This is a genomic window from Sporosarcina sp. SAFN-010 (assembly GCF_059415065.1).
On sequence record NZ_JBPFDS010000001.1, the window covers coordinates 87,252 to 111,038 of the forward strand.

Annotated in this window: 26 protein-coding genes; all 26 read right to left on the reverse strand. The window is 42.3% G+C overall.

Features of this window, described 5'->3' with window-relative positions; translation table 11 throughout:
- Positions 1 to 5 precede the first annotated feature (5 nt).
- Positions 6 to 1,604 carry a flagellar basal-body MS-ring/collar protein FliF gene (fliF, locus tag ACR65F_RS00430; protein WP_440502748.1) on the reverse strand — a complete coding sequence of 533 codons (1,599 nt, stop codon included), beginning with the start codon at positions 1,602 to 1,604 and terminating at the stop codon, positions 6 to 8.
- Between the two features lie 62 nt (positions 1,605 to 1,666).
- Positions 1,667 to 1,969 carry a flagellar hook-basal body complex protein FliE gene (gene fliE, locus ACR65F_RS00435; RefSeq protein WP_125102060.1) on the reverse strand — a complete coding sequence of 101 codons (303 nt, stop codon included), beginning with the start codon at positions 1,967 to 1,969 and terminating at the stop codon, positions 1,667 to 1,669.
- A gap of 22 nt (positions 1,970 to 1,991) precedes the next feature.
- Positions 1,992 to 2,453: a flagellar basal body rod protein FlgC gene (flgC, locus tag ACR65F_RS00440; RefSeq protein ID WP_025785053.1), complete on the reverse strand. Its 462-nt coding sequence runs from the start codon at positions 2,451 to 2,453 to the stop codon at positions 1,992 to 1,994.
- Between the two features lie 2 nt (positions 2,454 to 2,455).
- On the reverse strand, positions 2,456 to 2,848 hold the full coding sequence (flgB, locus tag ACR65F_RS00445; protein ID WP_440502749.1) for a flagellar basal body rod protein FlgB: 393 nt from the start codon (positions 2,846 to 2,848) through the stop codon (positions 2,456 to 2,458).
- A gap of 365 nt (positions 2,849 to 3,213) precedes the next feature.
- The gene (gene codY / locus ACR65F_RS00450; RefSeq protein ID WP_039041914.1) at positions 3,214 to 3,990 is read right to left on the reverse strand and encodes a GTP-sensing pleiotropic transcriptional regulator CodY; all 777 of its coding nucleotides are present in this window, start codon (positions 3,988 to 3,990) and stop codon (positions 3,214 to 3,216) included.
- 81 nt (positions 3,991 to 4,071) lie between these two features.
- Complete coding sequence (gene hslU, locus ACR65F_RS00455) at positions 4,072 to 5,472, reverse strand: ATP-dependent protease ATPase subunit HslU (protein ID WP_440502750.1); 1,401 nt, start codon at positions 5,470 to 5,472, stop codon at positions 4,072 to 4,074.
- Complete coding sequence (hslV, locus tag ACR65F_RS00460) at positions 5,469 to 6,014, reverse strand: ATP-dependent protease subunit HslV (protein WP_039041912.1); 546 nt, start codon at positions 6,012 to 6,014, stop codon at positions 5,469 to 5,471. The genes hslU and hslV overlap by 4 nt, the downstream gene beginning before the upstream one ends.
- A gap of 12 nt (positions 6,015 to 6,026) precedes the next feature.
- Positions 6,027 to 6,926: a tyrosine recombinase XerC gene (xerC, locus tag ACR65F_RS00465; RefSeq protein ID WP_039041911.1), complete on the reverse strand. Its 900-nt coding sequence runs from the start codon at positions 6,924 to 6,926 to the stop codon at positions 6,027 to 6,029.
- A gap of 283 nt (positions 6,927 to 7,209) precedes the next feature.
- Positions 7,210 to 8,520 carry an FADH(2)-oxidizing methylenetetrahydrofolate--tRNA-(uracil(54)-C(5))-methyltransferase TrmFO gene (trmFO, locus tag ACR65F_RS00470; RefSeq protein WP_440502752.1) on the reverse strand — a complete coding sequence of 437 codons (1,311 nt, stop codon included), beginning with the start codon at positions 8,518 to 8,520 and terminating at the stop codon, positions 7,210 to 7,212.
- A gap of 24 nt (positions 8,521 to 8,544) precedes the next feature.
- Positions 8,545 to 10,623, reverse strand: a complete 2,079-nt coding sequence (topA, locus tag ACR65F_RS00475) for a type I DNA topoisomerase (RefSeq protein ID WP_025785060.1) — start codon at positions 10,621 to 10,623, stop codon at positions 8,545 to 8,547.
- A gap of 120 nt (positions 10,624 to 10,743) precedes the next feature.
- Positions 10,744 to 11,595, reverse strand: coding sequence for a DNA-processing protein DprA (gene dprA, locus ACR65F_RS00480; RefSeq protein ID WP_039041909.1), 852 nt, complete (start codon positions 11,593 to 11,595; stop codon positions 10,744 to 10,746).
- 64 nt (positions 11,596 to 11,659) lie between these two features.
- Complete coding sequence (gene sucD, locus ACR65F_RS00485; RefSeq protein ID WP_025785062.1) at positions 11,660 to 12,562, reverse strand: succinate--CoA ligase subunit alpha; 903 nt, start codon at positions 12,560 to 12,562, stop codon at positions 11,660 to 11,662.
- A gap of 18 nt (positions 12,563 to 12,580) precedes the next feature.
- The gene (sucC, locus tag ACR65F_RS00490; RefSeq protein WP_440502753.1) at positions 12,581 to 13,741 is read right to left on the reverse strand and encodes an ADP-forming succinate--CoA ligase subunit beta; all 1,161 of its coding nucleotides are present in this window, start codon (positions 13,739 to 13,741) and stop codon (positions 12,581 to 12,583) included.
- Between the two features lie 128 nt (positions 13,742 to 13,869).
- A complete protein-coding gene (locus ACR65F_RS00495; RefSeq protein WP_440502754.1) occupies positions 13,870 to 14,151 on the reverse strand; it encodes an EscU/YscU/HrcU family type III secretion system export apparatus switch protein in 282 nt (93 codons plus the stop codon).
- Complete coding sequence (locus ACR65F_RS00500; protein ID WP_440502755.1) at positions 14,148 to 16,139, reverse strand: TP0910 N-terminal domain-containing protein; 1,992 nt, start codon at positions 16,137 to 16,139, stop codon at positions 14,148 to 14,150. Before ACR65F_RS00500 ends, ACR65F_RS00495 begins: the two co-directional genes overlap by 4 nt.
- Positions 16,136 to 16,918, reverse strand: coding sequence for a ribonuclease HII (gene rnhB / locus ACR65F_RS00505; RefSeq protein WP_440502756.1), 783 nt, complete (start codon positions 16,916 to 16,918; stop codon positions 16,136 to 16,138). The genes ACR65F_RS00500 and rnhB overlap by 4 nt, the downstream gene beginning before the upstream one ends.
- 103 nt (positions 16,919 to 17,021) lie before the next feature.
- Positions 17,022 to 17,876, reverse strand: a complete 855-nt coding sequence (gene ylqF / locus ACR65F_RS00510; protein ID WP_039041907.1) for a ribosome biogenesis GTPase YlqF — start codon at positions 17,874 to 17,876, stop codon at positions 17,022 to 17,024.
- 17 nt (positions 17,877 to 17,893) lie between these two features.
- The gene (gene lepB / locus ACR65F_RS00515) at positions 17,894 to 18,451 is read right to left on the reverse strand and encodes a signal peptidase I (protein WP_440502757.1); all 558 of its coding nucleotides are present in this window, start codon (positions 18,449 to 18,451) and stop codon (positions 17,894 to 17,896) included.
- 101 nt (positions 18,452 to 18,552) lie between these two features.
- On the reverse strand, positions 18,553 to 18,897 hold the full coding sequence (gene rplS, locus ACR65F_RS00520; RefSeq protein ID WP_039041905.1) for a 50S ribosomal protein L19: 345 nt from the start codon (positions 18,895 to 18,897) through the stop codon (positions 18,553 to 18,555).
- Positions 18,898 to 19,021: 124 nt separating this feature from the next.
- Positions 19,022 to 19,756 carry a tRNA (guanosine(37)-N1)-methyltransferase TrmD gene (trmD, locus tag ACR65F_RS00525; RefSeq protein WP_039041998.1) on the reverse strand — a complete coding sequence of 245 codons (735 nt, stop codon included), beginning with the start codon at positions 19,754 to 19,756 and terminating at the stop codon, positions 19,022 to 19,024.
- Positions 19,756 to 20,271, reverse strand: a complete 516-nt coding sequence (gene rimM, locus ACR65F_RS00530) for a ribosome maturation factor RimM (RefSeq protein ID WP_440502758.1) — start codon at positions 20,269 to 20,271, stop codon at positions 19,756 to 19,758. Before rimM ends, trmD begins: the two co-directional genes overlap by 1 nt.
- A 92-nt stretch (positions 20,272 to 20,363) precedes the next feature.
- Positions 20,364 to 20,597 carry a KH domain-containing protein gene (locus ACR65F_RS00535; protein ID WP_440502759.1) on the reverse strand — a complete coding sequence of 78 codons (234 nt, stop codon included), beginning with the start codon at positions 20,595 to 20,597 and terminating at the stop codon, positions 20,364 to 20,366.
- 15 nt (positions 20,598 to 20,612) lie between these two features.
- Complete coding sequence (gene rpsP / locus ACR65F_RS00540; RefSeq protein WP_039041903.1) at positions 20,613 to 20,885, reverse strand: 30S ribosomal protein S16; 273 nt, start codon at positions 20,883 to 20,885, stop codon at positions 20,613 to 20,615.
- Positions 20,886 to 20,987: 102 nt separating this feature from the next.
- On the reverse strand, positions 20,988 to 22,343 hold the full coding sequence (ffh, locus tag ACR65F_RS00545; protein WP_039041902.1) for a signal recognition particle protein: 1,356 nt from the start codon (positions 22,341 to 22,343) through the stop codon (positions 20,988 to 20,990).
- Positions 22,344 to 22,356: 13 nt separating this feature from the next.
- Entirely contained in the window at positions 22,357 to 22,689 is a 333-nt protein-coding gene (locus tag ACR65F_RS00550) for a putative DNA-binding protein (RefSeq protein WP_025785080.1), read from the reverse strand.
- Positions 22,690 to 22,752: 63 nt separating this feature from the next.
- Positions 22,753 to 23,769: a signal recognition particle-docking protein FtsY gene (gene ftsY, locus ACR65F_RS00555; RefSeq protein ID WP_440503200.1), complete on the reverse strand. Its 1,017-nt coding sequence runs from the start codon at positions 23,767 to 23,769 to the stop codon at positions 22,753 to 22,755.
- Positions 23,770 to 23,787 lie beyond the last annotated feature (18 nt).

A 23,787-nucleotide genomic window follows, 5' to 3' on the forward strand; every position in this document is an offset into this window, starting at 1 on the left:
TCTCCTTAGTCCTCTGCTATCCAAGTACGTAGCAATTTCGCGAATTCTTCCGGTTTTTCTTTCGCCATTTTTTCGAGTTGTTTTCTTCGCATGGTTCCTTCAGTTTCAACTTCACCATTGATGTCACTAACCTCAATCGCTTCCAATTGCTCCTCCAGCGCCCGTGCTTCTTCTAACGCTTGTGCCTCATCTTTCCGTCGTTTTCTAATATAAAGAATAACTAACACAATTATTACGAGGACAAGCACTCCACCTACAACATAAACCCACCAAGGGATAATAGTACGTTCTGCATCGAAATCAGCTTGTTTACCGCGAATCGGCTGGATCGATACTGCAATTTTCTCTGCTAATTGTTCTTCAGTCAGTTCTCCTGCAGAAACTTTGTCGATTGACGTGCGTACAATCGTTTCAAGAATTTGTTTGATGTCATCTTCAACACCCGGTTCTAAAGATCCAGGATCATCTGCAGTTGGTGGTTCAACCATTACTTGTAAACCGATATCTCGAATTTTATAAGGACTTTCGACAATATTTTTACGAATACGATTCACTTCGTTATTAATTGTCTCTTCCACTCGTTCATAATCTCCACTTCCAGTGGATCCTTCAACAATTGTTGTTCGGTTATCGGTCGGATCTTCTCCTTCAGGGATACCACCTGGTACAGCACCATCGCCCGTAAATGTTTCTGTTATACGTTGTACACTAAGTGCTATTCCTTCCATGCTTTCTTCGTCAACCGGTGTAACAAGATTTTCTTCACGTTTTTCTTGTTGGAAATCGATATCCGTCGTTACCGATACTACGACTTTATCTTGACCCATCATGGATCCTAGCATCATTTGAACTTGACGTTGCAGATCACGTTCAATGGATTTCTTGATTGTCATCTGATCGGCAACATTTGAACCGAACTGATTATTCTCTTGGTTCAAATCATAGTACTCGAAGTACTGGTTCATCACTACGATATCTTCTGGAGCTAAGTTTGGAATACTTTTAGAGATCAAGTTGTACAGCCCTTTGATCTGTTGTTCACTGAACTGCTGACCAGGTTCTGTCTGTAGGACAACGGAAGCACTGGCTGCTTGAACATCTTCGTTAACGAAGACCCCTTGAGTAGGAAGGGTAATCATGACTTTCGCGTCTTTCACACCTTCAATTCCAGTGATTAGTTTCGCAAGTTCATTTTGCATCGTTGCAAGCTTAATCATATTAAACTCGTTATCAGTGGTTCCAAAGCCTGCATTTTCAGAGAAAAACGAGTAGTCAATTCTTCCAGAATTCGCTAGTCCTTGAGACTCTATCGAAACAAGTAAATCATCCACACGCTCTGCAGGTACTAGTATAGAGGTACCACCTGGTGCGATTTGGTTCGGCACTGCTTGTGCATCTAACTCTTCTTTTATTCTACCAATATCCGACCGAGATAGGTCTTTGTATAACGGAACAAACGTCGTACGAGATAGGAAGAAAGTAAGAAGTGCTGCAACAACGAGAATTGAAGCAGCAATGCTAATGTACAAGATTTTCTGTTTTTTTGTCCGGTTCGACCAAAACGCTTGTAAGTCGTTTTTGATCTTTGTCAATCTCTCTTTCATTCTGATCCTCCGGTCGGCAAACGTCATCCGTACTCATTCTAATGAATAACGCCATATTTTTCTTACACTGGCATGCGCATAACTTCTTGATAGGCTTCAATTACTTTATTACGAATTTCCATAGTGGCATTCAATGCTACAGAAGCTTTTTGTGCAGTAATCATCACATTATGCAGATCTACATCCTCACCACGAACCAGCTTTTCAGTCATGACATCAGACTGAACTTGAGCAGAATTCACATCTTGGATAGCATCTTTTAAAAAACTACCGAAGTTTTGTTGTGATTCAAATGTGGTAGGCGAGGTTTTCGTTGCATCAGGCGAAAGGCCTGGTGCCAGTGCCATGATTGAAGAAATTGCCATATGCACTCATCCTTTCATACTCTTATTTTCCGATTTCAAGTGCTTTCATTAACATCGCTTTGTTTGAATTAAGAACCGTAATGTTTGCCTCATACGAACGAGTCGCAGACATCATATCGATTGTTTCTCGTAATGGATCGACGTTAGGCATTTCTACGTACCCTTCTGCATTTGCGTCTGGATGTGTAGGATCAAAGACTTGCTTAAAAGGAGTTTCTGTATCTTCTTGAATTTTCGATACAGTGACCCCATTGCCGATCCCACCTCTGTCACGAGTGCCCATCGCGGCATTTAAGAAGTTTGAAAACTGTCCTTGTTTCGGTTGAAAGGATACAGATTTCCTTTGATAGGGTTGCCACTCACCGTCAACTAGCTTACCTCGAGTTGTATCAACATTCGCCATATTGGAAGAAATAACGTCCATACGAAGCCGTTGAGCCGTTAAAGCAGAAGCTGAAGAATTCAAGCTATGGAAGATCGACATGATTATCGTCCTCCCTTGATAACATTATTAAGTGAATTGAACTTGCTGCTAATTCTATCAGCAAGAGCGTTGTAATAGATCTGGTTCGCAGCTAGATCCGCCTGTTCTTTATCCATATCCACACCGTTACCATTTTGGTTATAACTAAAATTTGTATAGGTATGCTTTGCCCCACCAGTTGAAGTTGGAGCAAACTGTAGGTGTCTCTGATCCGTTCGATAGGCTTCAAACTGAGCCGTCTTTGCATCGTTTAAGTAAGTTTTAAAGTCCACTGTTTTCACTTTATAATTTGGCGTGTCAACATTCGCTACGTTTTGCGATATTGCTTTAGATTTGTCAGATGAGAAATTGAGTCCTTTTTCTAAAGCGGAAATCGCACCTCCAAAAAGGTCCATATTATACTCCTCCTTCGTTATTTATCAAGAAATCTATTAAATTCGACATAATCTATTAAAATCCAACAATTAATACTCATTGTATCGGATAGTGAACCATTTTGTCTATACAAATTATATAAAAATCCCAGAAGTTTTGCTTACAATTTCGCATTCGTTCACAGTAAATACCCTTTTTATTAGTTCTAATGTCCCCTTTATCCGAATGATATAAATCTGAATATTTTTATATTAATAAATAAATTCCATATATCTCTTAATGTTTGTCTAATGTAACCAGTAGATATGTATTATTTACATAAAAAAAACGAGTGAAAAGCGGCAATCGCTTTTACTCGTTTTGAATTTCTTTTTAACTTGACAGGTTATGATTTTTGTTTCTCAAGCTCTTCTAGGAATTTGCTGTTCAACACTTTGATATATGTGCCTTTCATTCCTAGTGAACGTGATTCAATTACTCCAGCACTTTCAAGCTTACGAAGTGCGTTTACGATAACTGAGCGTGTAATTCCAACGCGGTCAGCAATTTTAGAAGCAACCAGAAGTCCTTCATTTCCATCTAACTCATTGAAGATATGCTCAATTGCTTCATGTTCACTGTATGATAGTGAGTTGATAGCCATTTGAACGACCGCTTTACTGCGAGCTTCTGTTTCGATTTCTTCAGATTTCTCTCGAAGAATTTCCATTCCGACAACAGTTGCACCGTATTCAGCAAGGATAAGGTCGTCTTCTTTAAATTCATCGCTCAAACGAGCAAGAATAAGTGTTCCAAGACGTTCGCCACCACCGATGATTGGAACGATTGTTGTTAATCCAGCTTTAAAGAGTTCCTGGTTTTCAACAGGGAATACTGTATATTCGCTATCAATTCCAATGTTTGGTGATGTTTCACGAATTTCAAAAAGCTGTTTTGTGTAGTCTTCAGGGAATTTACGATCTTCAAACATTTGTTTCATGCGCTCGTTTTCAATTTGGTGATGGATTTCAAGCCCAAGTAGCTTTCCTTTTCGACTCACGATGAATGCGTTACAGTCAATTACTTCACTAAGTTGCTCAGCCATTTGTTTGAAGTTCACTTGCTTACCTGCAGTTTCTTGAAGCATAGCATTAATCTTTCTCGTTTTTACTAACAGTGTCATTATATTTTCCTCCTCATTATTTCGGAACTGATAAGAATATTCTAAAGGTTTTTAATTGTTAATTAAACTATTTTGACTTTGTCACAAGATGAAATGTGACAAATCTTTGTCCTTGACGATACCTTGCAACTTTTCATCGACATAAGCAGGTGTAATTTTAATGCTTGTTGGACCAATATCTGATGCTTCAAACGAAAGTTCCTCAAGTAGACGTTCGACAATTGTATGAAGTCGTCTTGCACCGATGTTTTCCGTGTTATCATTCACATCGAATGCAATTTCAGCGATTCGATTGATAGCATCATCTGCGAACTCTAACAGGACGTCCTCTGTTGCCAGAAGTTTCTCGTATTGTCGAAGAAGGGAGAAATCTGGCTCTTTCAAAATCCTGATAAAATCCTCTTTGGTTAATTTGTCTAATTCAACACGAATCGGGAATCGCCCTTGTAATTCCGGTATAATATCAGACGGCTTTGCCATATGGAAAGCACCCGCAGCTATAAATAAAATATAATCGGTTTTCACCGCACCATACTTCGTATTCACAGTTGAGCCTTCTACAATAGGTAAAATATCACGTTGAACCCCTTCACGGGAGACGTCAGCACTAGAAGAGCCGCCACTCTTGCTTGCGATTTTATCCATTTCATCAATGAAGATAATTCCAGATTGCTCCGTTAACTGGACTGCCTGGCGTGCAATTTCGTCATGATCAATTAGTTTGTCCGCTTCTTCGGCTTCTAATACTCTTCTTGCATCTTTTACAGAAAGTTTTCTTGTTGTTGTTTTTTTCGGCATAAGCGAAGAAAGAGCATCTTGCATATTCGACCCCATCTGTTCCATTCCAGAACCTTGAAGCGCATCAAACATGGAAGGCTGTTGGGAAGCGACTTCAACAGTCACTTGCTCTTCTTCAAGCTTTCCTTGTTTCAGCAAGTCAGCAATTTCACTACGCTTACGTGTCATCTCTGTAACTTCTTCATGCTCTTCAGCGTCACTCTCATTCTTTTGCCCACCAAACAGCATTTCAAACGGATTTTGCATAGATCCCTTCTTTTTCTTTGAAGGAACGAGCAATTCCACTAAGCGTTCTTCCGCTTGAACCGCTGCTTGACCTTTCACTTGAGCACGCTGTTTTTCCTTGATAATCCGGACACCCGTTTCAACGAGGTCACGCACCATAGATTCAACGTCTCGTCCAACGTAACCAACCTCTGTAAACTTCGTTGCTTCGACTTTTACAAAAGGCGCATCCACGAGTTTTGCAATGCGACGGGCGATTTCCGTTTTCCCTACTCCGGTTGGTCCAATCATCAAAATGTTTTTCGGGATGATTTCGTTTTTTTCTTCGTCAGTCAACAAGTTACGTCTATAGCGATTTCGTACCGCAACCGCCACTGCTCGCTTCGCCTTATCTTGCCCAACAATGTAACGATTTAAAAATGCAATCATTTCTTTTGGCGTTAGTTGTTGTGAAGTCATTCCCCCAGCACCTCCACGATAATCTTGTCGTTTGTAAATACACAAATTTCAGAAGCCGTTTCAAGTGCTGCGCGAGCAATCTGTTCAGCAGTCAAGGACTCCCCCGCATATTTTGCAAGTGAACGTCCAGCTGCTAATGCATAGTTTCCACCTGATCCAATCGCAAGAATGCCATCATCAGGCTCGATCACTTCACCTGTTCCTGATACTAGTAGGAGACTCTCGTCGTTCATCACAAGTAGCATTGCCTCTAGTTTGCGAAGTATCTGGTCGCCTCGCCATTCTTTTGCAAGTTCCACAGACGCCCGCTGCAGATTACCGTTGTACTCTGTCAATTTATCTTCAAATAGATCGAACAGTGTAAATGCATCGGCAACAGACCCTGCAAATCCTGCGAGTACGTTCCCGTTAAATAATCTGCGGACTTTTTTTGCGGTATGTTTCATAACTACACTTTCTCCCATGGTCACTTGACCATCACCAGACATTGCACAAACTCCCTTATGCCGAATGGCAAAAATCGTAGTTGCATGAAATTCCATTTAAATTTCCTCCTAAGCACGCGGATGCGTATTCATATAGGTTCTTCTTAAATGCTCTTTCGTTGTATGGGTATATATTTGTGTCGAAGACAGATCACTGTGTCCTAGTAGTTCTTGGACAGTTCTCATATCCGCTCCAGCAGATAGTAAATGGGTCGCAAACGTATGACGCAACATATGGGGATAAACTTTTGACTGGATGGATGCTCGCTCAACAATGGCATCTAGCACATGCCTGACACCCCGTTCAGTAAGAGGGCCGCCTCGTAAATTAACAAATAATCGATCGTGTTTAGTACTTTTCATAAGGAAAGATCGGCTATTTTCTATGTATCGCTCGATCGCCGACTGCGCAAAGCTGCCGAATGGAACGTAGCGCTCTTTTCGGCCTTTACCCATAACGCGAACAATACCAAGATCGTTGTCGATATCACTTAAACAGATTGATGTAAGTTCACTTACGCGAATTCCTGTAGCGTAGAGAAGTTCAAGTAAAGCTCGATCTCGCAGGTCTCTAGGTTTTTCTCCAAGACACGCAACAAAAAGCTTCTCAAGTTCCTCCACATAAAAAAAAGCAGGAAGCCGTTCTTCCTTTTTAGGGTGGTGTAGTAAACGGAATGCCGTGTCATTAATGTCATATCGGGAATTGGCAAATCGAAAGAATGAACGAACTGAAGAAATCTTTCTCGAAATGGTTGCTCTCGATAATTCGCGCTCATACAGACGCGACGCAAAAAGCCGTGCTTCTTGATATGTAATGCTCTCTATCGTAAGAATACCTTCAGTTTTTAAGAACTCAAGAAATTCATCTACATCTTTTTCATACTCGGATACAGTGTGGACTGAATAGTTCTTTTCCAAACGGACGTACATGATATACTCGTTACGCATTTGGAGCGTCTTTTCATCCATAAAACACACCTCCCGAAAAATGAATAAATAATCATCATTTAAACGCTTGGCAACTAGCGTATTCGATTACCCAAACTAATTGAAAATGCTGATTACTCCTTAAATTCAAATTCATCCACGATTTACTATACACGATTTACACGTATCTCTTCAACTATGAGCCCTTAAGAAGTCAGACCTCTAGACATTATTTTTCAACATCGCCACCAAAAGTTCACAAATCTCTCACATTTGTTCAATAAAAATAAGAAGAAAGGTAATACCTTCCTTCTTTACACATTTCTTATAGTTGGTTATCGCTCTTAAACGTATCCAGCGCTTCGAGTGCCCGATTCGCATGTCTTTCAGCTCGCTCTAGTTTAGAACGGACACGTTCTCCTAAATCTGGGAATAATCCAAAGTTCACGTTCATTGGCTGGAAGTTCTTTGAATCAGCTTCAGTAATATATCTTGCCATACTACCTAATGCTGTCTGATGCGGTAGAACATAGAGTTCTTCACCTAAAGCAAGTCTTGCTGCGTTCATACCTGCAACTAAACCTGCTCCCGCAGACTCCACATACCCTTCAACGCCTGTCATTTGACCCGCGAAGAATAAATTCGGATTGGCTTTTAGCTGATAGGTTGGTTGCAACACTCTCGGTGAATTGATGAACGTGTTCCGATGCATCACACCGTAACGTACAATTTCAACATTTTCAAGACCTGGTATGAGTCGCAATACTTCTTTTTGTGCGCCCCATTTCATGTGCGTCTGGAATCCGACAATGTTATAAAGAGTTCCAGCTGCATCATCTTGGCGAAGCTGTACGACGGCTTTTGGACGTTTACCGGTTTTCGGATCTTCCAATCCAACTGGCTTCATCGGACCAAACAGTAGTGTCTTCTCACCTCGACTTGCAAGAACTTCAACAGGCATACAACTCTCGAAGTACACTTCTTTTTCAAATTCTTTAAGTTCCGCTACTTCCGCATTGACTAATGCATTGTAAAATACAGCAAATTCCTCTTCATTCATCGGACAATTGAGATAAGCAGCTTCTCCTTTGTCGTAACGTGATTTCAAGTACACTTTGTCCATATCGATAGAGTCTTTCTCGACGATAGGTGCTGCCGCATCATAAAAGTATAGATACTCTTCACCAGTAAGCTGTCGAACTTTTTCAGCCAGAGCGGGAGAAGTGAGTGGACCTGTCGCAATCACTGTTATGCCTTCAGGAATCTCCGTCACTTCTTCATTTACAACTTCCACTAGTGGATGATTGCGTACTTTTTCCGTTACATGCGCGGAGAACTCATGACGATCGACAGCAAGCGCTCCACCAGCAGGAACGGAGCAAGCATCCGCTGCTGCAATAATGATCGAGTCAAGACGTCGCATTTCTTCTTTGATGACGCCTACAGCATTCGTCAGTGAGTTTGCACGTAACGAGTTACTGCAAACGAGTTCTGCGAATTTGTCTGTATGGTGCGCCGGAGTTTGTTGTACAGGTCGCATTTCATATAAACGGACCTGTACCCCTCTACTTGCAATTTGCCAAGCCGCTTCACTTCCCGCAAGTCCTGCACCGATGACATTTACAATTGGTGTCACATTGAACCCTTCTCTCTAGCTAAATTATTCTTGTGGTTTCTCTTTATAATCACATTCCGTACATTGGATCTGCAATCCTTTTTTTAGTCGTTTTTCAACAAGTGTACTTTCACATTTCGGACATGGTCTCGAAATTGGTTTATCCCAAGAAATATATTCGCATTCAGGATATCGATCACAACCATAGAAAATCCGGTTTTTCTTACTCTTCCGTTCGACGACTTCCCCTTCTTTGCAAAGCGGACAAGTCACGCCTATCGGTTTAATGATCGCTTTTGTATTACGACAATCCGGGAAGTTTGAGCAGGCCATGAACTTGCCATAACGACCCATTTTATAGACCATTGGAGACCCACACTTTTCACAATCTTCTCCGGCAGGCTCATCTTTAATTTCGATTTTTTCCATTTCTTCATCTGCGACTTTCAAATGCTTTTCAAAGTCTTTGTAAAACTCATCAATGACCGTTACCCAGGGGATTTCTCCCACTTCTATATGATCCAGACTTTGTTCCATTTTAGCCGTAAACTCCGCATTGGTGATGTCTGAGAAATATTGGTTGACCGCAGCATTGACAATTCCACCTAATTCAGTTGGAACAAATCGTTTTGCATCTAAAGTGACATAGCCTCTTTTTTGAATAGTATCCAATGTTGGCGCATACGTCGATGGTCGTCCTATCCCTAGCTCTTCCAAAGTTTTCACAAGGCGTGCCTCGGAATAACGTGGAGGCGGCTGAGTGAAATGTTGTTTCGGATCAATCGAAGCACACTTGACCGTTTCCCCTTCAGTAAGCGGAGGAAGGACATTATCCTTTTCTTCTTCCTTATCATCATGACTCTCAATATACACTTTCATGAATCCTTGGAACTTCACTTGGGATCCTGTTGCTCTGAACTGTACATCATTATTAAGTAAATCTACAGTCACCGTATCAAGAATGGCAGGTGCCATTTGACTTGCGAGAAAACGCGACCAAATGAGTTTGTATAATTTCAACTGATCTTTTGATAAAAACGCTTTCATCGCTTCAGGTGTACGTAGGACAGATGTTGGACGGACGGCTTCGTGAGCGTCTTGTGTCTTCGCAGCTGAAGACTTGCTAGCCGCTTTTGTTTTACGTGTAAACTCTTCACCATACATCGTCTCAATATGCGATTTCGCTTCAGCTTGAGCCGTCTCGGATGTTCTCGTCGAATCCGTTCGCATATACGTAATGAGTCCGACGATTCCTTCTTTACCGATTGTAATCCCTTCGTACAATTGCTGGGCAATCATCATCGTTTTCTTCGCACGGAAGTTCAACTTACGTGCTGCCTCTTGCTGTAGTGAAGACGTTGTAAATGGCACAGCAGGATTACGTTTACGTTCTTTCTTCACGACTTGGTGTACCTTAAAGTCATCTCCATCCAAGTTAGAGAGAATCTCGTCTACTTGACTTTTGTCTGTCAGTTTGACTTTCTTACCAGCTGTTCCATAGAAAGAAGCCTCAAAATCACCTTCTTTTTTACTGAATCCAGCACCGATTGACCAATACTCTTCAGGTTCGAAGGATTTAATTTCTTCTTCGCGATCAATAATGAGCTTCAAGGCAACAGATTGAACACGACCTGCTGACAAACCTTTCTTGACTTTCTTCCATAGAATCGGACTGATATTATAGCCAACGAGCCTATCAAGAATACGACGGGCTTGTTGGGCATCTACTAAATCCGTATTGATTGGACGTGGATTTTTAAACGACTCTTTAATTGCATCTTTTGTAATTTCGTTAAAGACGACGCGACAGTCGGAATGATCATCCACACCAAGCTGATGCGCAAGATGCCAGGCAATTGCTTCCCCTTCTCTGTCGGGGTCAGCCGCGAGAAAGATTTTTTTCGCTTTTTTTGCTTCTTTTTTCAAATCTTGTAGGATCGGGCCTTTTCCCCGAATCGTAATATACTTCGGTTCATAGTTGTTTTCTACATCGACGCCCATTTGACTGCGAGGCAAGTCTCTTAAGTGGCCAAGGGATGCGCGCACTTTGTATTTCTTTCCTAAATAGCGTTCAATTGTCTTTGCTTTTGCTGGTGATTCCACGATTACTAGGTAATCTGCCATTCTAATGTGCCCCCCTTAAAGAGGTTCTTTGTATTTATTCATCTAAAAGAATATCTGTTGCAAAATGTATAACAGTTTTCATGGAAAAGCAACTATTTTAGTAAAAAGACATTTCTCTCGTCAAGATTCGACAAGAGATTCTATGATTTGAAAGCCACTCCAAATCGGTCGTGCTCCTTCATCTAATAATTTGTTCGGCCCTAATGACAATGGCGAGTCTATTGGTCCAGGGACTGCAAATATTTCTTTTCCATGATCGAGAGCATGCTCAATTGTACTCATCGTTCCGCTCTTCACTGCGGATTCCGTAATGACAATGGAGTTGGACAGTCCACTTATAATCCGGTTCCTCATTGGGAATGTCCATTTAGCAGGTGGATGGTATGGCGGATACTCAGTTATTAAAAGGTGCTCTTTTGCCATAGTTGCTGCAAGCTCCGCATTTTCTTTCGGATACAGATGAAGGAACCCGTGTCCAAGTACCGCTAATGTCTGACCACCAAATTTTATAGCAGCTTGATGAGCCATTGTGTCTGCACCTTTCGCAAGTCCTGAAACAATTACAGATCCATGTTGGACGAGTGGTGGGACAATCATGTCCATAGCACAGACCGAGTATTTCCCAGCTTTGCGAGAACCAATTATTCCAACTTTACTTGGTTTTTTCAGTAAACTCTGATTACCTTTCGTATAAAGTACGGCAGGTGGATCTATTAACTGTTTTAGTCGTTCGGGATAATCAGGATGTGTATAAGGAATGGGGATGATTCCTTTTTCGAGTAGCAAATCTAAGAGAGGGAGTGGGGTTAGTTGGGCAAGTTTCAGGTTCAGGTTTGTCCGTTGTTTTTGTGATAAATTAGGTACGCATTTATGGTCAAGGTTATTTTCAAGCAATCTAGCAAGTTGGGGATAAGGGACAGGCAACGCATAGTGAAGTTTCAAAAGCTGATGTTCTTGTGCAGAAAGCTTCATTAAATCTCTCCTCTTTGTATAGAAAAGATGCAGCGTATCCATTGAATACGCTGCATCTTCTATATTAGTGGGTTTTACACTTTTCGTATAGCCCTTTTTCTTTAATTACTTTAATCAATGTCTCTCCGATAACAGATGGCGTTTCTGCAACCTCTACGCCAGCGTTATTGAGTGCTTTGATCTTTTCGTCAGCAGTTCCTTTACCGCCAGAAATGATGGCACCAGCATGGCCCATACGCTTTCCTGGAGGTGCCGTTTGTCCACCGATGAATCCTACAACCGGTTTCTTCATGTTGGCTTTGATCCACTCAGCTGCTTCTTCTTCAGCAGTTCCGCCGATTTCACCAATCATAACAACTGCGTACGTATCTTCGTCTTCGTTGAATTCTTTCAACACGTCGATGAAGTTTGTTCCATTGACTGGGTCTCCACCAATACCAACAGCTGTCGTTTGACCGATACCTGCTTCAGATAGTTGGTGAACCGCTTCGTACGTCAATGTACCAGAGCGTGAAATTACGCCTACGTGGCCTTTTGTATGAATGTATCCAGGCATGATACCGATTTTACATTCTTCAGGTGTAATGACACCAGGACAGTTCGGTCCAACAAGACGTGTCTTTTTACCGTCCATGTAACGTACAACTTTCACCATATCAAGAACAGGAATGTGCTCTGTAATACAGATTGCCATATCAAGTTCAGCGTCTACCGCTTCCATGATTGCATCTGCTGCGAAAGGTGCTGGTACGTAGATTACGGAAACATTTGCGCCGGTTTCTTTGACAGCTTCTTCCATTGTATTGAATACAGGAACGCCATCAACTTCCGTGCCGCCTTTGCCTGGTGTTACACCGGCAACGATTTTCGTTCCGTATTCAAGCATTTGCTGGGTATGAAATTTTGCAGTCCCGCCAGTGATACCTTGGACGACTACTTTTGTATTTTTATCGATATAAATACTCATCGTTTGTCCCTGCCTTTCTTAGCCTACGATTTCAACAATCTTTTGCGCGCCGTCTGCCATTGAGCCAGCTGCAATGATATTAAGTCCTGATTCGTTCAGCAATGCTTTACCTCTTTCCACGTTTGTTCCCTCAAGGCGAACAACTAGTGGTACTTCAAGGCCGACTTCTTTCGCTGCAGTGATAACACCCTCAGCGATAACATCACATTTCATAATTCCGCCAAAGATGTTAACGAAAATTCCTTTAACATGCTCATCTGAAAGGATGATTTTGAACGCTTCAGTTACTTTTTCAGCAGTCGCGCCGCCCCCAACGTCAAGGAAGTTTGCGGGTGATCCGCCGTAGTAATTGATCGTATCCATTGTAGCCATAGCAAGTCCAGCACCATTGACCATACAACCAATGTTCCCGTCTAGAGAAATATAGCTCAAGTCATACTTGGAAGCTTCGATTTCTTTTGCGTCTTCTTCTTCGAAGTCGCGCAACTCAACGATGTCCTTGTGACGGAACAATGCGTTGTCGTCAAAGTTAAATTTAGCATCAAGTGCAAGCACTTGATCATCACCTGTGACAACGAGTGGGTTGATTTCTACGATAGAAGCATCTTTTTCAACGAATACTTGGTAAAGACCTGTCATGAATTTCGCTGCTTTGTTCACAAGATGTGCAGGAATATTCATGTTGAATGCCATACGGCGTGCTTGGAATCCAGTCAATCCAGAGACTGGGTCGATGACTTCATGGAAGATCTTTTCAGGAGTCGCTTCTGCAACTTCTTCAATATCCATTCCGCCTTCTTCAGATCCCATAAGTGTAACACGATCCGTAGCACGGTCTACAACAAGACTGATGTAGTATTCTTTTTTGATGTCAGCGCCTTCTTCAATAAGTAAACGCTTGACCTCTTTCCCTTCAGGACCCGTTTGGTGAGTCACCAACGTTTTGCCAAGAAGTTCTTTTGCGTAAGTACGTACTTCGTCAAGATTTTTAGCAATTTTGACGCCGCCCGCTTTACCTCGACCACCTGCATGAATTTGCGCTTTTACGACAAATACTTCAGTGCCAAGTTCTTTCGCTGCTTTTACTGCCTCTTCTGGAGAAAATGCTGCAATCCCTTTTGAAGCTGCAACTCCATAATCACGAAGCAGTTGTTTCCCTTGATATTCATGGATATTCATCTTATATCCTCCAATCAAACTGATAACTATTCTTTACTGCGTACTCTATTGTAGTAAACTTGTCATACTATGTCCATATTTGTACTCGTAAAGTGCGAAATTTCTGTTCTACTACAGTCTTAAACTGTTTATTTTCCGCTTTTTGAACGATCTAATCTGTAAACATAGGCCAGAACTTCCGACACCGCTTGATATAGCTGGTCAGGAATTGTCTCATTTACTTCTAACTGACCGAGTAATTCCACTAGACTTGGATCTTCTTGTATAGGAACCCCATGTTCTCGAGCTTTCTCGAGTATATTCTCCGCAATTTGACCTTTTCCTTTTGCCGTCACTTTCGGTGCTTCGTTGAGCTCAGGCAAATAGGTCAACGCGATTGCTTCACGGCGCTTATATCGATTTTCACTCATATCCGGAAATCGACTCCTTGCGTTCCGCTATCCGCAGATATGCTAGACTTAGTCGGAGTAATCACTTCTTCTTGGAATTGTTTAAAACGGACAGCGGAAAGACGATATCCTTCCGCATCTAATCCTTCTGCTAGTCTATCCTCAAGGACCGCTCCTAGCATTTTCAATGTAGGATCTTCATTGAAAATCGTTAATGTCACTACTTTGTTTTGTACTTGCATATCGACCACTGTTTTGTGAAGAGCCTCTAAATCTAAGTAAAACAAGACACGTGCATGATCCGGATCAATCTTCCCATCTTCTTTCATCCGCCCGTTCCACTCAATCGTTGTGTCAATTCTCTTCCCCTGCAAGTGAAGTGGTACTTGCATGATTATCTGCTGTTGTACACCAGATTCTGTGGATTGTAGAGGTTGCCCATTCAATCTTGAAACGACTGTTTCTGCTGCTTCGCGTAGAGCTGTTCCTGCCATACCTTCTTGTAAAAGTGCAACAAGCTGAGGTTTTAGGGAATCTTGAATTTGTGAAATGTGAAGTTCTTTTGATGCGAGACCTGCTTCGTAGTGAACACCCAGCTTTACTAATACAGATTGTATTGCTTGTTTAATAGTACTGCCTGAAAGTTCTTCACTTGTTGCCGCTTCTGCTGCAGCTAAGAAGGATTGAATGACAGGGGCATTCGATTGCATAGCTTGTTTAACAAGTGCAGGGAGTTTGTCTAGCCCCCCTTGAGCATCAAGTACTGATTGTAACAGAGCCGGCATCCCCGTTTGTAATGGAGTGGAATTTGAATTCGCAGAAGACTGAGCGGGATTTTGGCTAGGTAGCATTTGTTTTGTAGCTACATTGAATAATGTCTCACTAAACTTCGCAAGTAAGGCGCTTGCAGTTTCATTAGTTTGAGAATGAGCTGATAAAAAATTCGTTAACTGGGTTTTCACACCTGTAGGTAAATCCGTTTGTTGAGTGATTCGTTGGAGTTCTGCGGATGCTCCTACAGGGAGCTTAGTTGCACCAGCTGTTGCTTGTTGAAGCGCTGTTAACAACTGCTTCGCGTCCATTTTAGGAGCATTTTCCGATTGTCCAGTGGCACTAGAAGTAGTATTGGTTTGTTGCGCCACTTGTTTTTCAACAGTCTGCATTTGAACTTGGGTGTTTTGAGATGAATTGACAAGCTTTGCTAACATGGTTGGAAGATTGGCAAGAGATGTTTGTGCAGGTAAGATCCCTGCTGACTTTAGAAGTTGGACCGCTTGGAACCTAAGTTCGGGAGGAGCTGTTTTGTCCAGTGCAGTCGAAAGTGTTTGTGCCAACAGTTTGCCTCCATTGGCTTCCAATAACGGCCGTTTTATTTGCTGAAGAATCGTTTGAATATCCGTCTTTTGAGTGGCGGGGATTTTGCTATCCGCGCTGACTGCCTGCTGAAGTGCATCAAGGACGCCTTGAAGCCCCGCTTTCGTTTCAATGCCCATCATCGCATGAAACAGTTGGGGTGTTATAGGTAACTTGAGGGACACCAACTTCCCTATCGATTGAAGCGCTTCCTGCTGTTGTCCAGGTGACGTTTGCTTCAGAAGTGCTTCACCCGCAATCAATGATTCTCGCGTGATAGGAATTTGCTGTTTCATGAAAAAGTCCACAAGTTTACGCATTTCTGGCGTCTTAGTAAGTTGTAAAGTATCGAGCAAACTGCCGATTTTCGCGCTTTGACTCTCCCCTTGCGCATGTGGTCCGGAGACCAGTTTCAACTGTAATTCTGGTTCAGTTGCCTTCACTTGAAAATAATAAGAGTCTCCCGCCTTTAGTGGGACTTCTAATTTTGCATTAAGCTTTTGGTTGCCGATTTGGACTTCCGCCATTTCACCTGGATATAGTTGTTTGATCGTCCCATGGAAAAGTTGCCCTTCTCTTAGTTGAGCGGACTGTGACGATTGTACATTTCCTAAATTGGCTGGTTTGAGGTTTGGGGTTATTGACGGATTGTTCATCTGTCAGCCGCCTTTCTTGCGATCATTGTCTTGATCGGTTCAAATGTTTTCCGATGGTGAATGCTCGGACCATAATCTTTGAGCGCATCCAGGTGTTCTGGCGTACCATAACCTGCATGTTTATCAAAACGATACATTGGATATTCCTCGTGTAATTCATCCATCAACTGATCTCTTGTCGTTTTCGCAAGTATGGATGCAGCAGCTATCGCTAAACTTTGAGCATCTCCTTTCACAATGGAGGCAGATGGACATTTTACTGTTAGTGGCATCGCATCCGCAAGGACTTGATCGGGTTCAATAGACAATGTGGAGATTGCCTGTTCCATCGATTCGCGTGTCGCTGCATAAATATTGATGTCATCAATCCGTTTCGCAGATTGCACATGCACAGACCAAGCTACCGCGATTCGTTTGATAATTTCTGCAAGGCGTTCGCGTTCTTTCTTGGGGATCTGTTTAGAGTCATCCAATCCGATCAGCTCGTCTGCTTCAAGTGGCAGAATGACAGCTGCTGTCACAACTGGACCTGCTAAAGGGCCTCTGCCAGCTTCGTCCGTCCCCGCTACTTGAGCTCCTTCAAACGGTGCATACGAAGCATCAAATTGCTGTTTCTCTATGTGGCTAGCCTTAGAAGCGCAGCGTTTGTCATACGCTCTATTCCAGCTAATGAGCGCTTGTTGTACTCCTTTACGTTCATCCTTTGACAACTCCGCCATCCACGGCTCAAGCTCGTTCGTTTCTTTGAGTAGTAATTTAATCGATTGTATTGTTTTCACACGCTCACCTTCCATCCTTCTTCAATTCCTTACTTCTTTTATCGGTCACTCCACTAATTTTTAGATATACAAAAGCCGAAGCCGGTTGCCGGCTCCGGCTAGGTCACTCCTGTTCTTCTGTCCAGTCGAATGTTAACCTTCCAAAATTACCTGTTCTGACATCTTGTATAATTAGCTCTGCAACTTTATCGTAGTCGATTTCTCCACCAGTCGTATAGGCTTTTCGACGTGCACCTACTGCTTCAAACAGTTCGGCCGTATTGTCCTCTACTGTAGCGAAGCCATACCGTTCTTCTAATCGTCCTGAATAACGATTAGACAAAAATCTTAAACCGTACATCGCTAGATCTTCCATATTTACAATCGTGTCTTTAATTGCGCCCGTCAGCGCGAGCTTTTGACCTATCTCAGGATCTTCAAACTTCGGCCATAGAATTCCCGGCGTATCAAGCAGTTCTAATTCTTTTTCATACTTAATCCATTGCTGAGCTTTAGTGACACCTGGCTTATTTCCTGTTTTAGCTATATTCTTATGAGCAAGTCGATTGATCAGCGTTGATTTTCCAACGTTCGGAATTCCGACGATCATCGCGCGAATTGCACCTGGTCGGATCCCGCGCTTTTTCATCCGCTCAATTTTAGGCGCTAATACTTCTTTAGCTACCTTCGTTACTGCCTGCAGCCCTTTGCCTTCAAAAGAGTTAATTGCGACTGCACGAATGCCTTGCTCATCAAAATATCGGATCCATTTAGCAGTTTCATGTTCATCCGCCAAATCCATTTTGTTTAGAATTAGTATTCTTGGTTTTTGATGAATGACTTCATCGATCATCGGATTCCGAGAAGATAATGGAAGTCGTGCATCTACAAGTTCAAATACAATATCTACAAGTTTCAACTGTTCGGTTACTTCTCTTCGGGCTTTCGCCATGTGACCGGGAAACCATTGAATGGTCATCTGCTCCCCCTACTTTCTCAATCCACTAGCCCAATATCATCCATCGGCCAGAAAACAAATTTTGTCGTTCCTATAATTTCATCTATATTGATTTCACCAATATGTCGCGAGTCATTACTTTTTCTTCGATTATCCCCCATTACAAACACATGCCCTTCAGGAACGGTTTGCTGTTGAATCTTCTCTTCCAACGTAAAGTCTTCAGTTAGCGTGCCTTCTGTAATCTCTTTTTTATATGCATCCAGATAAGGTTCCGGATACGCTTGATCATTTATATAAAGAACATCATCTTTATATTCTACGGTATCGCCGGGAAGCCCAATGACGCGTTTAATATAATCTTTTTGTTCAGGTGCATGGAATACAACAATATCGAAACGTTCCGGCTTGCCAATCGAATAACTGATTTTGTTCACAATCATTTTGTCGCCGTCTTCCAGTGTCGGCATCATGGAGACTCCATCTACAACAATCGGCGTGAAGAGAAAAACACGAATGATCGCTGCAATTCCAAATGCAATAAGTAGCGCTTTCACCCATTCAAAGGTTTCATTTTTCTTTTTCTTTTCGTTCATGCCATTGCCCCCTGTAGTCTATTAAACCCATTGTACCTTCAATTCCACTTAGAGGCAAAAAGAAAGGAGGCCGTATAAACGGTCTCCTGATCTTTCTATGCTTATCGAAGTTCTTTGATACGTGCAGCTTTTCCGCGTAGGTTGCGAAGGTAGTACAACTTCGCACGACGTACTTTACCACGACGAGTAACTTCTAATTTTACGATTTTTGGTGTGTGTACAGGGAATGTACGCTCCACGCCAACACCGTTAGAGATTTTGCGAACTGTGAATGACTCACTGATTCCGCCTCCACGACGCTTAATAACGACACCTTCAAATAGCTGAATACGCTCACGTGTTCCCTCAACGATTTTTACGTGCAAACGCACTGTGTCTCCCGGACGGAATGCCGGTAGATCGCTTTTAAGCTGATCTTTTGTAATATCTGCAATTAGTTGTTGCATGATTTTTTCTCTCCTATCCTTAGAGGCTCTTGCGATGCATGACCGCAGCGGAACATCAGTTAAGTATGTGCTTACATAGAAGCACGTATATCATATTAGCATAAACCGAGGTTGTGTGCAACAGTCACCGGCTAGATTTCAGTCGCTTCAACATCTTTTCCTGCTCCGATGTCAACGAAATTTTATCTAACAAATCAGGACGACGCTCGAGTGTACGTTTAAGTGATTGCTCCGTACGCCACTTGTCAATTTCACCATGATTTCCTGATAGTAATACATCTGGCACTGAATGGCCCTTATAGGTCGCTGGGCGTGTATAGTGTGGATGCTCTAGCAACCCTGTTGAGAAAGAATCTTCCACAGATGACACGTTATTCCCTAGCACTCCTGGCAGCAAACGTACTACACTATCTATAATCGCCATCGACGCAATTTCACCACCAGTTAGCACAAAATCTCCGATTGAAAGTTCGTCTGTCACAAGATGCTCTCGGATCCGCTCATCATATCCTTCATAATGGCCACAGATGAAAACAAGGTTCTCCTCTGACGCCAGCTCCTCAGCTTTAGCCTGGGTGAAACGTTCTCCCTGGGGACACATCAGAATGACTCGAGGCGGCTTTGTAGCATCCTTTGTGACAGCTTCAACCGCATTGAAGAGCGGTTCTGGCTTCAATACCATTCCGGCGCCTCCACCATACGGATAATCGTCCACTTTGTGATGCTTATTCTCGGAGTAGTTTCTGAAATCAGTAACTGAAAATGAGACAGCTTTGTTCTCTTGGGCTTTCTTCAGAATCGAAGTATGAAGGACCCCTTCGAACATTTCTGGAAATAACGAGAGAATATTGATATTCATCATGAAAGAAGCCCTTCCATGACCTCAATCGTAATTTTCTTATTTTCGATATCGATCTCTTTGACGATATCTTCGATATAAGGAATGTAGTGTGGTTTACCTTGGGCTGGTGTAACTGTCCACACATCGTTTGCGCTGGTTTCTAATATATCTGTAACCTTGCCGATTGAGTCCCCTTCGAGAGTGACAACATCGCATCCTTTGATTTCGTGATAATAGAATTCGTTTTCCTCAAGTTCACCAAGTTGCTTCTCTGATATTTTCAGCATCCCGGTTTTGTATTTTTCTACGTGGCTAAGATTGAAGTGGTTTTCAAAAGTGAGCAAGTAGAAGTTTTTGTGAATGCGCGCTCCTGAGATTTTAAGCTTGATGGGTGTAGTTTCGTTTGGCATGAACAGGGATAGTTCACTACCGACCGCAAATCGTTCTTCCGGGAAGTCTGTCCGAGGAGTGACTCGTACCTCACCTTGTATTCCGTGCGTATTGACGAGTTGCCCGACGTTAAACCATTGCATAATCCATTCACTTCCTTTGTTCGTTTATATGAAGTTAAAAATTCATTGATATAGAAAAAGAGAGGAACCGAGGCTCCTCCCTTTACGCAGTGTTAGTCAGCGATATCCAGGTAAACTCGTTTACCTCGGTGGCTGCCTGCAGCTGATGTAACAATTGTCCGTATCGCATCTGCGACACGTCCTTGCTTTCCAATGATCTTCCCCATGTCTTCAGGGTGGACAGAAAGTTTGTAGGCAACCCGATTCGTTTGTTCATCCTGTTCGACGTGAATCGCTTCGGGATAATCGACTAACGGTTTTACGATTGTCTTAATCAGCTGCTCCATTAGCGCACCTCCTGATTACTTGCTAAGTTTTGCGTTATGGAATTTCTCCATGATGCCTTGTTCTGAGAACAAGTTACGAACTGTATCAGATGGCTTAGCGCCTTTCTGCATCCAATCCAAAACTTTTGCTTCGTCAATTTTCACTTCAGCCGGCTTTGTAAGCGGGTTGTAAGTTCCAACTGTTTCGATTTGACGGCCATCACGAGGAGCTCGTGAATCTGCTACTACGATACGATAGAAAGGTGATTTCTTTGCACCCATACGTTTAAGACGAATTTTTACTGACATTTTTAGTTGCACCTCCGAATAGTTTCACACAAGATAGTATATTATCAAGCTTTTTGTTGTTTGTAAAGTGTTTTTTCTTAACACCTTGTTTTTCGAATAAAATTACTTAAAAAAAGCATCCATTCCCGGCATTTTCATCTTCTTTTTACCACGTTGTTGTGCACCGGTCATCTGCTTGACCATCTTTTTCATTTCTTCAAACTGCTTCAGTAATCGGTTGACTTCTTGGATTGAAGTACCTGATCCTTTCGCAATTCGTTTTTTCCGGCTCGCGTTAATCATCTCAGGTGTGGTGCGTTCTTGCGTTGTCATCGAGTAGATGACTGCTTCCACTTTCCCCATTTGGCTCTCATCGACTTTTGCATTGTCAAGACCTTTAATTTTGTTGAATCCAGGCATCATTTTTAAAATCTCATCAAGTGGACCCATTTGCTTCACTTGTTGCAACTGATCTAGGAAATCATCCAAAGTGAAGGTTTGTGTGCGAAGCTTTTGTTCAAGTTCTTTCGCTTTGTCTTCATCGACATTTTCCTGAGCTTTTTCAATGAGAGACATCACATCACCCATGCCGAGAATCCGGGAGGCCATACGTTCAGGATGGAATGGCTCAAGCGCATCCATTTTTTCACCCATACCGACATATTTGATGGGCTTTTGAGTAACTGCACGAATTGAAAGTGCCGCACCACCACGTGTATCTCCATCAAGTTTTGTAAGAGCGACACCTGTAATACCAATCGCATCGTCAAAGTTTTTCGCCACGTTTACAGCATCTTGACCAGTCATTGAGTCTACAACGAGGAAGACTTCATCAGGCGATGAAAGTTCACGAATATCTTTCAACTCTTGCATAAGAGTTTCATCAATATGCAATCGTCCTGCCGTATCAATGATCACGACGTCATTGTGATCCTCATCTGCTTTTTTGAGTGCTTGACGAACAATTTCCACAGGTGAGATATCAGTTCCCATAGAAAAAACAGGAATCGTCAATTGCTTCCCTATCGTTTCCAGCTGCTGAATGGCTGCAGGTCGATAAACGTCTGCTGCGACGAGTAATGGAGATTTGTTGTTCCGCTTTCGCAACGAATTTGCAAGTTTCCCAGATGTCGTTGTTTTACCGGCACCTTGTAAACCAACCATCATAATGACAGTTGGCGACTTACGGGCAAACTGAATAGCCGTTTGCTCTTCTCCCATCAACTTTGTGAGTTCATCTTTTACGATTTTCACGACTTGTTGACCAGGTGTCAGACTCTTCATGACGTCTTGACCGACCGAACGCTCACTAACTGTCTTCACAAACTCTTTTACGACTTTCAAATTGACATCCGCTTCGATTAACGCAAAGCGGACTTCTCTCATCATTTCTTTTACATCAGCTTCACTAATTTTACCCTTGCCTGTGATTTTCTGAAGCGTCCCTTGCAGGCGCTGCGCTAATCCTTCAAAAGCCATGCATAGAGCCCCCTTAGTCGTGTTCTTTAATTTGTTGTAATAAAATTTGTACTTCATCTGTCAGCGCTTTTTCAGTGGAAAGTCGCTGTTCGATCTGCTCGATTAACTCTGATCGTTCTTGAAATTTATTGAACAACGAAAGTTTTGCTTCATAGTCTTCGAGCATCGCTTCTGTTCTGCGGACATTATCATAGACAGCTTGTCTGGACACTTCGTATTCCTCCGCAATTTCGCCTAATGACAAATCGTCTAGGTAATACAGTTCCATATAAATGCGCTGCTTATCCGTCAATAATGATTGATAAAAATCAAAGAGGAAGTTAACACGTGTCGTTTTCTCTAGCATGTACAATTCCTCCTCAGACCTTCTCTTAATAGTAGCTGTTGCCTCATAGTCCGTCAAGGTATTTTACTTGTCTTTATCCTCTTCAACTTCCTGATCCGCTTCTAACTCCAACCCATCAGCAAAAAGTCCGTACACATACTTTTCAGGATCAAATGGCTGCAAATCATCGATGCCTTCACCTAATCCTACAAACTTAACAGGAATATTCAACTTATTACGGATTGCTAAAACGATTCCACCTTTTGCAGTCCCGTCAAGCTTCGTAAGAACAATCCCGGTCACGTCTGTAGCTTCTTTAAACGTTTCTGCTTGAATCAATGCATTTTGACCCGTTGTCGCGTCAAGTGCGAGTAACACTTCATGAGGTGCTCCCGGGATTTCACGGTCGATGACACGGTGAACTTTTTTCAATTCATTCATCAAGTTCACTTTGTTTTGTAATCTACCAGCTGTATCACAAATCAAGACATCCACATTGCGTTTTTTTGCAGCACTAACGGCATCAAACATAACTGCAGCAGGATCGGATCCTTCAGACTGTCGAATCACTTCAACTCCAGCACGCTCACCCCAAACAACAAGTTGGTCGATGGCCCCGGCGCGGAATGTATCACCTGCTGCAAGCATGACGGTCTTTCCTTCAGCTTTCAAACGGGAAGCTAGTTTACCAATTGTCGTAGTTTTTCCTACACCGTTTACTCCTACCATGAGAAGGACTGTGATTCCGTCTTCTTGGATATTCAAGCTATTATCAATTTCACCTTGAGAATTATAGATTTCAACAAGCTTTTCAGAAATAACCGTTTGAATTCCAGCTGTATCTTTAATATTCTTGCGTTGCACTTCGACTTTCAGTAGGTCGATCAATTCCATTACTGTTTCATATCCAACATCTGCTTGTAGCAAGACCTCTTCTAATTCCTCGAAAAACTCTTCGTCGATTTCACGGAAACGGGCAACCAAATCATTCACTTTAGACGTGAATGAATCGCGAGTTTTAGTTAAACCCTCTTTGAATTTACCCGTTACCGAATCATTCGTGCCCGTGATTTTCTCTTTCATTTTCTTAAAAAAAGACATCATTCTCACATTCCTTTA